7 protein-coding genes are annotated in these 7,418 nt (G+C 65.1%); 4 read left to right on the top strand and 3 right to left on the bottom strand.

Annotation, left to right across the window (positions count from 1 at the left end):
- Positions 1–144: 144 nt before the first annotated feature.
- The 3 genes from ACVOLR_RS19615 to ACVOLR_RS19605 all read right to left on the bottom strand — a co-directional run bounded on the left by ACVOLR_RS19615 (position 145) and on the right by ACVOLR_RS19605 (position 3,464).
- Positions 145–735 carry a cysteine dioxygenase family protein gene (locus ACVOLR_RS19615; protein ID WP_481537929.1) on the bottom strand — a complete coding sequence of 197 codons (591 nt, stop codon included), beginning with the start codon at positions 733–735 and terminating at the stop codon, positions 145–147.
- A 56-nt stretch (positions 736–791) separates the two neighbouring features.
- Positions 792–2,396 (bottom strand): carboxylesterase/lipase family protein, encoded by a 1,605-nt coding sequence (locus ACVOLR_RS19610; protein WP_481537928.1) that lies wholly within the window; start codon positions 2,394–2,396, stop codon positions 792–794.
- A gap of 81 nt (positions 2,397–2,477) precedes the next feature.
- On the bottom strand, positions 2,478–3,464 hold the full coding sequence (locus ACVOLR_RS19605; protein ID WP_481537927.1) for an alpha/beta hydrolase: 987 nt from the start codon (positions 3,462–3,464) through the stop codon (positions 2,478–2,480).
- Positions 3,465–3,604: 140 nt separating this feature from the next.
- Between ACVOLR_RS19605 and ACVOLR_RS19600 the strand changes: the two genes are divergently transcribed.
- The 4 genes from ACVOLR_RS19600 to ACVOLR_RS19585 are packed head-to-tail and all read left to right on the top strand — an operon-like array spanning position 3,605 to position 7,311.
- A complete protein-coding gene (locus ACVOLR_RS19600) occupies positions 3,605–4,432 on the top strand; it encodes a 2-keto-4-pentenoate hydratase (RefSeq protein ID WP_481537926.1) in 828 nt (275 codons plus the stop codon).
- 37 nt (positions 4,433–4,469) lie between these two features.
- Complete coding sequence (locus tag ACVOLR_RS19595) at positions 4,470–5,474, top strand: TRAP transporter substrate-binding protein (protein WP_481537925.1); 1,005 nt, start codon at positions 4,470–4,472, stop codon at positions 5,472–5,474.
- 13 nt (positions 5,475–5,487) lie between these two features.
- The gene (locus tag ACVOLR_RS19590; protein WP_481529127.1) at positions 5,488–6,024 is read left to right on the top strand and encodes a TRAP transporter small permease; all 537 of its coding nucleotides are present in this window, start codon (positions 5,488–5,490) and stop codon (positions 6,022–6,024) included.
- Positions 6,025–6,027: 3 nt separating this feature from the next.
- Positions 6,028–7,311, top strand: coding sequence for a TRAP transporter large permease (locus ACVOLR_RS19585; RefSeq protein WP_481517471.1), 1,284 nt, complete (start codon positions 6,028–6,030; stop codon positions 7,309–7,311).
- Positions 7,312–7,418 lie beyond the last annotated feature (107 nt).

Below are 7,418 nucleotides of genomic sequence, written 5' to 3'. Positions count from 1 at the left end.
TTGTGTTTTTGCTTTTTTTCCTTTATCTTCTTGTCGGTCTTCTGGTTTCTGCCTTTTGCCTTCTCCGCCGGCGCCCCCCCCACTACAGGCGTCGGAGGCATTGCCGGCTTCGCGGCTTACGCCGCTCCCACAAAAAAGGCCAGCTCAGGCATCCAGCCCCAGCTCTCTGCACTCACGCGCATACCAGCGTGGTGCATCATCGATCGGCTGGAATACGTGGCTGCGCTCCATCACGCGCTGGTAGACGTGCACCGAGATCGCAATCCGCTCGGCGTCGCTGTTACGCAGCGTATGGAACTCATCCGGCGGGATCAGGTTGCCTGCGCTGCCCTTGCAGCCGTGCAGGCACTCACGTGGCGCGAACTGGTAACGCTCGCCATCGCGCTCCAGCATCCGGTACGGGGTGATCTCCAAGCTGCCCTGCCATACGCCTTCCACGCACCACAGGCCGTCGTGGTCGTGCAACGGCGTGCCCTGCCCCGGCCCCCAGGTCATGGCGATGATGCTGTAGCCGTGCTGCGGGCTGCGGTAGATCTCGCGGCGCGCGTAATGGTCGTGCACGGGTGCATGCACGCAGGCGGGCAGCACGATCTGCGGATCGCTGATGGCGCGTTCCAGCACGGCCTGCACCTGGGCGACCGTGCTGTGGGTATCGCTGGCCTGCAAGGCTGCATCGATACCGTCCAGCAGGCGCTGGCGGCCGGCGAATTCGGGATGCTGCGAATCGGACTTCATCGCCGCAGTCTAGGAAAGTCAGGTAAAGATTCCGTTGAAACTATCTGCCATATACCTCAGAAGGTGCCGCGCTGGATGAAAGGCGCCTGCTGGTAGAGCCGACGTTCACCGCCGCGCGGGTCGTCCATCTGCCGGCTTTGTGTGTCGAACAGCATCGTTTGTCGGCGTTCAAGACCGTATTGCTGCCATTGCGGCAGGCCCGCGTGATTGGGGTCGCCGCTGCGCGCGAGGGCCAGCAAGGCATCGCTCATCGTGTTGGCAAGCTGCTGCATTGCCGCACCGCTGCCGGTGCGGGAACCGGGCTGGGTGTTGTTGTGGAACACCAGCGGGATATCCAGGGTATGGAAGGCACGCAGCTTGGCGGCATCGCCATCACGGTCATAACCGTCCAACTGATACGCCCAGGTAGGTGCACCCTGGCGTGCGCGTGCTTCCAGTTCTTCCACCGCACCACGCCAGGAGCGGCCGGCGGTGGTGGCGGCGAAGAACACGTCCGACGGCGTGTACTGCGGATACAGGCGGCGGTATTCGGCGATCACCACCGATGGCAGCAGATCCACGTATTGCTGGGCTTCGAGTTTGGCTGGCAGTTCATCCCAGCTCAGTTCGAAATTCTTCGGGTCGTTGCCGAGGAAGGCGCGGGTTTCGTCGTGGGTATTGCCGATCACCATCGGGATCGATGCTGATTGCTGCGGCGCCTGCGGCCAGAACGGATGCACCGGCAGGTTGCGCGCATCCAGCACCGGACCGACGTAGAGGCTGCTGTTCTCCACGCGCGAGGGATCGCGCACTTTCACCGCGTCCAGCAGCTGCTGCATCGGCATGCGTCGCAGTGCCTCGGGATCGGCGTTGAGATGATCGAGCACCAGCTGCGCGCGTTGCGTAGCCGCGCGTGGACCGGCAGCGGTGGCCTGCTGGCCGCTCATCGTCCAGGCGCTGTGAAACAGGCCCTTGGCCGCCGGCATCGCCATCAGCGTGGCGATCTTGGCCCCGCCACCGGACTGGCCGAACACGGTGACGTTGTCGGCATCGCCGCCAAATTCGGCGGCGTGCTGGCGCACCCACTGCAGCGCCTGGATCAGGTCGAGCTGGCCGACATTGCCGGAGTCCGCGAACGTCTCATCGCCGAGCTGGGCCAGATAGAGATATCCGAACAGGTTGAGGCGGTGATTGACCGTCACCACCACCACGTCGCCGCGTCGGCTCAGGTTGCCGCCGTCGTACAGCGGGTCGCTGCCGGAGCCGTTGTTGTAGGCGCCGCCATGGATATAGAACAGGATCGGCCGCTTGCCGCCGTCACGCAGCGCTGGCGTCCACACGTTGAGGTAGAGGCAGTCTTCGCTGCCCGGGCCTTCGCTGCCGGTTTGTGGGGCAGCTGCGGCGTAGTCGAACGCATCGCGTACGCCGCGCCAGGGTTGCTCCTGCAGGGCGGACTGGAAGCGGCGTGGCGCGGTGTCGGCACCGTAGGGGATGCCGCGGAATACATGGGTGCCGGCTTCGGTCTGGCCAGCGAGGCGGCCGCTGCGGACGCGGGCGATGGGGCTGCTGGGGGTGTTGGCCCAGCTGGTGTTGCTGAGGGTGCTCAAGCCGGTTGCTGCGGCCAGCAGGGTGGTTTGTTGGAGGAAGCTGCGGCGCGCTGGGTTGTTTGGGGTTTGCGGCATGGTGGTGTCCTGGGGTGGTGGAGATCGGGCGCGCTTCGCCCTCTCCCCAACCCCTCTCCCGGGGGGAGAGGGGCTTGAGCGCTACTTCGGTTGAGTTGTCTGCGATGCCATCCAGCTCAGGGCCAGTTGTGGCCATGCAGCTGTTGTGAGGCCAACGGTGCCGCGAGTGCCGAAGCCGTGGCCGCCGTGTGGGAATAGATGCATTTCGCTGCTGACCTTGGCACTGCGCAGGCTGTTGTAGAACTGCAGGCTGTTGCCTACCGGCACCACCTCGTCATCGGCGGCATGCAGCAGGAAGGTCGGCGGTGTATCGGCGCGGACTTGCAGCTGCATCGAGTACTGCTGCAGCAGTTCGTCGCTGGGTGCGCTGCCGAGCAGGCGATCGCGTGAGCCTGCATGCACGTCGTCGCCGCGCATGCTGATGACCGGGTACATCAGCAGTTGGAAGTCCGGGCGCGCGCTCTCGGCGTCGATCACGTCGCTGTGTGGATAGACGTTGCGGTCAAAGCCATTACCCAGCCGCGCGGCAAGGTGGCCGCCGGCCGAGAAACCCATCGTGCCGATACGCTGCGGGTCCAGGCCCCATTCGTTGGCGCGGTGACGGATCAGCCGCAATGCACGCTGCGCATCGGCCAGCGCCGCTTCGCGGTCGGCGCGACCTTCGCCGGGCAGCCGGTAGCGCAACACGAACAGGGTCACTCCGCCCTGCTCCACCAAGGCGGGCACCAGCGCCGTGCCCTCCTTGTCCAGCACAACGCGTTGGTAGCCGCCGCCGGGGATTACCAGCAAGGCGCTGCCATTGGGCTTGGCCGGGCGATACGCCACCAGATACGGCGCGCTGACATGCTCGATATAGCGGTCCGGCAGCGCCGGATCGCTGCTGCGTTCGACGATGCGCTGCGCCTGCGACAGCGGCTTGTCCCCCGGTGCCATGCTTTGCGGCCACAGCGCGATACGGTCAGCCGACCCTGCTGCGGGTTCACCATCGGTGGCGGCCAATACGGTTGCCGGAAGCAATCCGAAAAAAGCGGCGAAAGCCAGCTGCAGCAAGGGTTTCAGTCGAATCATGGGCGTAGCGGTCAGGTCTTGGCTGAGGGCGTGGTACAGGTTCTGGTGCAGTGCACATTGTCAGATGACACCGGTTTACCTTATACAGCCAGTCACAGCACTGTCGATGGGCAGTGCAGCAAAGTCACCAGGAGACGCACTTGAGCAACGACCAAGGCAGCCAGCCGCAGGCGCCAGCCGCGCTGGACGAGATTGCCCGCACTTTTGTGGAAGCACGCCGCGATGGCCGCTCGCTTCCGGATTTCCCCGGTGCGATCCCGGACGACCTGGTCACCGCCTATCAGGTGCAGGACCTGGCGATCGGCCGCTGGGATGACAGCGTGGTCGGCTGGAAGGTGGGCTATATCGCCGCCGAACGCCGCGACAGCTCCGGCGACGATCGTCTGCTCGGCCCGATTTTCAAACGCAATCTCTGGAATGCTACCGGTAGCATCGTGGAGATCCCGGTATTTGAAGCCGCTGGCGGCTTCGCCGCGGTGGAGGCCGAGTACGTGCTGGAACTGCTGGCCGATGCACCGGCCGACAAGCTCGACTGGACCCCGGAAGAAGCCGAGGCGCTGCCGGCCAAGCTCTATATCGGCGTGGAAGTCGCCAGCAGCCCGCTGAAGACCATCAACGTGCTCGGTCCGCGCGTGGTGGTGTCCGATTTCGGCAACAACAACGGCCTGGTGCTGGGCGGCGAAGTGCCGAACTGGACCCGCTGCGATGAGCCGGAACTGCGTGCGCAGACCGAGATCGACGGCGTCGTGGTCGGCACCGGTGGCGCCACCACCCTGCCCGGCGGCCTGCGTGCGGCCTATGCCTTCGCACTGTCGCGTTCGGCCAAGCGCGGCCGGCCCTTGAAGAAGGGCGAACTGATCGCTACCGGCAATGCCACCGGCATCCACGACATCGCCGTGGGCCAACAGGCATTGATTCGCTTCGCCGGTTACGGCGACATTTCCTGCAAGGCTGTGCCGGCCGGGTAATCCCGGCGGCCACGGTAGCAACGCGTTGGAGGGCGCTATGGTTACTCGAAGAGGATTTCTCAAAACCGGCATGGGGGCATTGGCCGTACCGGTACTTGCCGCCTGCTCTGGCGGCGGCAAGGGTGCGACCGCTGGCAGTCAGCTGCTGACCGCCACCGATGTGCACGTGGCCGACTACCCGACGGTCACCGCGGTGAAGTGGATCGGCGAACAGCTGCTGCGCGAAACCGGCGGCCGTCTCGGCCTGACCCAGTTCCACTCCGGCCAGCTCGGCCGTGAGTCCGAGGCGATCGACATGGCCCGCTTCGGTGCCATCGACATCACTCGTGTTTACTCCGGCGCGCTGAACAATGCGTTCCCGCTGACCCGCGCGCTGTGCCTGCCGTATGTCTTCGATTCGGTCGACCATATGCGCCGCGCGCTCGATGGCGGTATTGCCGATGCCGTGCTGCAGGGCTTTGAAAGCCGCGAACTGGTCGGCCTAGCAGTCTATGACTCCGGTGCGCGCAGCTTCTACAACACCAAGCATCCGATCATCACGCCCAAGGACCTGCACGGCTTGAAGCTGCGCGTGGCCAGCTCGGACATCTTCCTGCAGCTGATGCGCCTGTTCGGTGCCAACCCCACGCCGATGTCGCTGGGCGACACGTTCTCCGGCATGGAGACGCACATGATCGACGGCGCCGAGAACAACATGCGCAGCTTCCACTCCAGCCGTCATTTCGAGGCCGCGCATTACTGGTCGGAAAGCCAGCACTCGTATGCGCCGGACATCCTGCTGATGTCGCGCCGCAGCCTGGATGCATTGACCCCGTCCGATCGTCGCCTGGTGATCGATCTGGCGCGGCAATCCGTGCAGGTGATGCGCACCGCCTGGGACGCATCCGAAGACAAGGCGCGTGCAGCGGTACTGGCTGCCGGTGTGAAGTCGAATGCGGTCGACATGCCGGCGTTCCGCGCCGCTGCCGAACCGCTGCTGCGTGACTACCTGCAGCAGGCTGATATCGCCGCGCTGCACCGTCGCATCCGCGACTTCGCCTGAGGGGGCCGTACCGATGTCTGATTCCAACGTACAAGCGGCCCCGGCAGGACTCCAGCGCGTGCTGGAGAAAGTTGCCGACGTGGTCATCTACATCGCCGTCGCCGCCCTGCTCGGGCTGGTGGTGGTGCAGGGCTGGCAGGTCTTCGCCCGCTATGTGATCAACGATTCACCGAGCTGGACCGAGCCGGTGACGCTGTTGCTGTTGAGCACCACGATGAGCATGGGTGCTGCGGCCGGTGTGTATACCAACCGCCATTTCGGTTTCTTCCTGCTGGCCGAGCAGATGCACCCGCTGGTCAAGCGCCTGATCGATGCGCTGGTGCCGCTGATCGTCGGCACCATTGGCGGCTTCCTCGCCTGGTGGGGCTGGGTGCTGTGGCTGGACGGCCTGCACATCAAGACCGCCGGTGCCAACCTGCCGCAGAGCGTGAACTACCTGCCGCTGAGCATCGGTGGTGCGCTGATGGCGGTGTTCGCACTCAATCGCCTGCTGTTGTCGCTGCGCGCCGGCGCCGGCAAGTCTGCCAACGCTGCTGAAGGGGACCGCTGAGTCATGGGTATCGCAATTCTTTTCGCCGTATTCGGCGTGCTGCTGTTGATCGGCGTGCCGGTGGCCTATGCGCTTGCCGCCGCCGCGCTGGCAACCCTGCTGTATCTGGATATTCCCAGCATCGTATTGGTGCAGCAGATTTCCGCCGGTACCGGCTCGGCTTCGCTGATCGCCATTCCGCTCTTCATCTTTGCCGGCGAAATCATGATGCGCGGCGGTATTTCCGAGCGTCTGATTTCCCTGGCCTCATCGCTGGTTGGTCGCATGCGCGGTGGCCTGGGCCAGGTCTCGATCCTATCCTCGCTGTTCTTCGGCGGCGTGTCCGGTTCGGCAATCGCTGACGTGTCGGCGGTTGGCGGCACGATGATTCCGCAGATGGTCAAGCGCGGTTACGACCGTGACTTTGCGGTCAACGTCAGCATCACCGCCGCCCTGGTGGCGTTGCTGGTACCGCCCTCGCATAACCTGATTCTGTTCTCGGCTGCGGCCGGCGGTGGCCTGTCCATTGCCGATCTGTTCGCCGCAGGCATCGTGCCGGCCTTGCTGATGACGCTGGTGCTGATGATCACCGGTTATGTGGTCGCGCGGCGTCGTGGTTACGGCGTGGAAGCCTTCCCGGGCTGGCGCGCGGTGCTGCTGCGGCTGGTTGCCGCCCTGCCCGGCCTCGGTCTGGTTGGCCTGATCTTCTTCGGTATCCGCGCCGGCATCTTCACCGCTGTGGAATCGGCGGCCATCGCCGTGGTCTACGCCTTGCTGGTGACCACCGTGCTGTACCGCCAGCTGCGCATCAAGGAGTTCTTCGAGACCGTCATCCACGCCGCACGCAGCACCGGAGTGATCCTGTTCGTGATCGCCACCGCTGCGGTGTTCGGCTGGTTGCTGGCCTACCTGCAGGTGCCTGCAGCGGCGGTGGACTTCCTGCAGTCCTTCGCCCACAGCAAGTACATGGTGCTGTTGATGATCGTGGTGATGCTGCTGTTGCTGGGCACCTTCATGGATCTGGCACCGATGATCCTGATCTGCACGCCGATCTTCCTGCCGGTGGCCAAGGCCTATGGCATCGACCCGATCCACTTCGGCCTGGTGCTGGTGCTGACTGGTGGCCTCGGCCTGGTCACGCCGCCGGTGGGCTCGGTGCTGTTCATCGGTACCGCCATCGGCAAGATCAGCGTCGGCGAAAGCATGAAGACCATCTGGCCGTTCTGGATGGCCGGCCTGCTGGTGCTGCTGATTGTGACCTTCTTCCCCGAACTGTCGTTGTGGCTGCCGGCCCTGCTGCGTAGCTGATGCATGCCGGGGTAGGGGGGGGGGGGGGGGCGCCCCCCCCCCCCCACCCCCCCCCCGGGGCGGCCCGCGCGGCGGCGCACGCGGCAAGACAGGCGAGGGCCGCCCCC

The organism is Stenotrophomonas sp. STEN030, assembly GCF_056759995.1.
Note: the sequence above shows the minus strand (reverse complement) of the source record. Positions and strands in the feature narration are given on the sequence as shown.

Coding starts and splice junctions, on each gene's coding strand:
- ACVOLR_RS19615 (WP_481537929.1), bottom strand. CDS start 735: ATGAAGTCCGATTCGCAGCATCCCGAATTCGCCGGCCGCCAGCGCCTG.
- ACVOLR_RS19610 (WP_481537928.1), bottom strand. CDS start 2,396: ATGCCGCAAACCCCAAACAACCCAGCGCGCCGCAGCTTCCTCCAACAA.
- ACVOLR_RS19605 (WP_481537927.1), bottom strand. CDS start 3,464: ATGATTCGACTGAAACCCTTGCTGCAGCTGGCTTTCGCCGCTTTTTTC.
- ACVOLR_RS19595 (WP_481537925.1), top strand. CDS start 4,470: ATGGTTACTCGAAGAGGATTTCTCAAAACCGGCATGGGGGCATTGGCC.
- ACVOLR_RS19590 (WP_481529127.1), top strand. CDS start 5,488: ATGTCTGATTCCAACGTACAAGCGGCCCCGGCAGGACTCCAGCGCGTG.
- ACVOLR_RS19585 (WP_481517471.1), top strand. CDS start 6,028: ATGGGTATCGCAATTCTTTTCGCCGTATTCGGCGTGCTGCTGTTGATC.